The sequence below is a fragment of the Caballeronia arvi genome (assembly GCF_001544695.2).
Lineage (GTDB): Bacteria > Pseudomonadota > Gammaproteobacteria > Burkholderiales > Burkholderiaceae > Caballeronia > Caballeronia arvi.
Genome location: NZ_FCOM02000253.1, coordinates 1 through 1,181, shown reverse-complemented (window position 1 = coordinate 1,181; position 1,181 = coordinate 1). Strand labels below are relative to the sequence as shown.

Below are 1,181 nucleotides of genomic sequence, written 5' to 3'. Positions count from 1 at the left end.
GAGAAGAGATGCGGATCGTATGAGTACGCGACGTGATCGACATCGGCGAGTTCGATGCCCGCTTCCTTGAGGCAATAGTCGATGGCATCGAAAGGAAGCTGCCACGTCGAGAACGGCACGGGACGCTTCGCGTGCTTCACATGCGTGAAGCGCTCGTCTTCGGCAGCCGCGATGACGACGCCATCCTTGGCGAGCGCCGCGGCGCTGTCGTGATAGACCGCATTGATTCCCAATGTGTACATGACTAACTGACCTGTATTGTCGAGTTGATGAGCGATGCGTTTTCAGACAGTTCAAGCATGGCGGACACGACCTCGTCCACGCCGACCTGGACGAGGCACGCGTGATGGCCTTCGGGACACACGCTGCGATAACACCATCGGCACGGCACGTCGTGATAAAGCACGCGATGCGGCGTTTGCCACGGCATGTGCTGCGGATTCGTCAGCGCGTAGAGATCGACAACGGGTGTGCCGAGTGCCGATGCGAGATGCACCGGCCCGCTGTTGTTCGACAGCAGCACGCGCGCATGCCCGATGAGCGCCCCGAGTTCGCCGAGTTCGAGCGCCCCCGAGAGATCGATCGCATGAGCGCTATCTCCGCATGCTTCGCGGCATAGCGAGCTTTCGCCTGGCGAGCCTGTTACGAGCATCGGCCATTGCAATTGCGTGCCGAGTCGTTCGATGACTTGTGCAAAGCGCTCGGTCGGATATCGGCGCGATGCGGCGGTCGCGCCCGGATGCACGACGATGAACGGGGCATGCAGATCGACGCCGCGTGCGCCGAGCTTCTGTGCGAGCGACGCCGCATCGTCGGGACGCACTTTGAAGCGCATTCGCGTATCGGTTGCGCGTGCGCCAACTCGCGCGACGAGCGCAAGCTGACGTTCCACTTCATGCCGCGTGCCGTGCTGTGGCTCGGTTTCCTGCACCCAATCGGTTAGAAGGCCGTATGGATTCTCGCGGCAATGCGCGAGCCGCAGAGAAATGCCGGCGAGATGACACAGCATCGCCGCAGGCAACGGGTTCTGGCTATAGACGCTGAAGATCACGGCCGCATCGAACTGCGATGCCGCGAGGCGCGCGCGCATCGCGAGATCAGAGAGCGCGTCGATCGGGGCATCCTGCTTGACCCACGGCGCGTCGTATTCGATCACGTCATCGATCGCATCGATGAAAGGC

Annotated in this window: 2 protein-coding genes; both read right to left on the bottom strand. The window is 62.0% G+C overall.

Going from position 1 to position 1,181, the window contains the following annotated elements; translation table 11 throughout:
• A partial coding sequence (locus AWB74_RS44725) for a carbamoyltransferase N-terminal domain-containing protein (protein ID WP_327363366.1) occupies positions 1-242 on the bottom strand: 242 nt, incomplete at its 3' end.
• Positions 243-244: 2 nt separating this feature from the next.
• Positions 245-1,181: glycosyltransferase family 9 protein (locus AWB74_RS44720; protein ID WP_061152825.1), on the bottom strand; the 937-nt coding region annotated here is incomplete at its 5' end.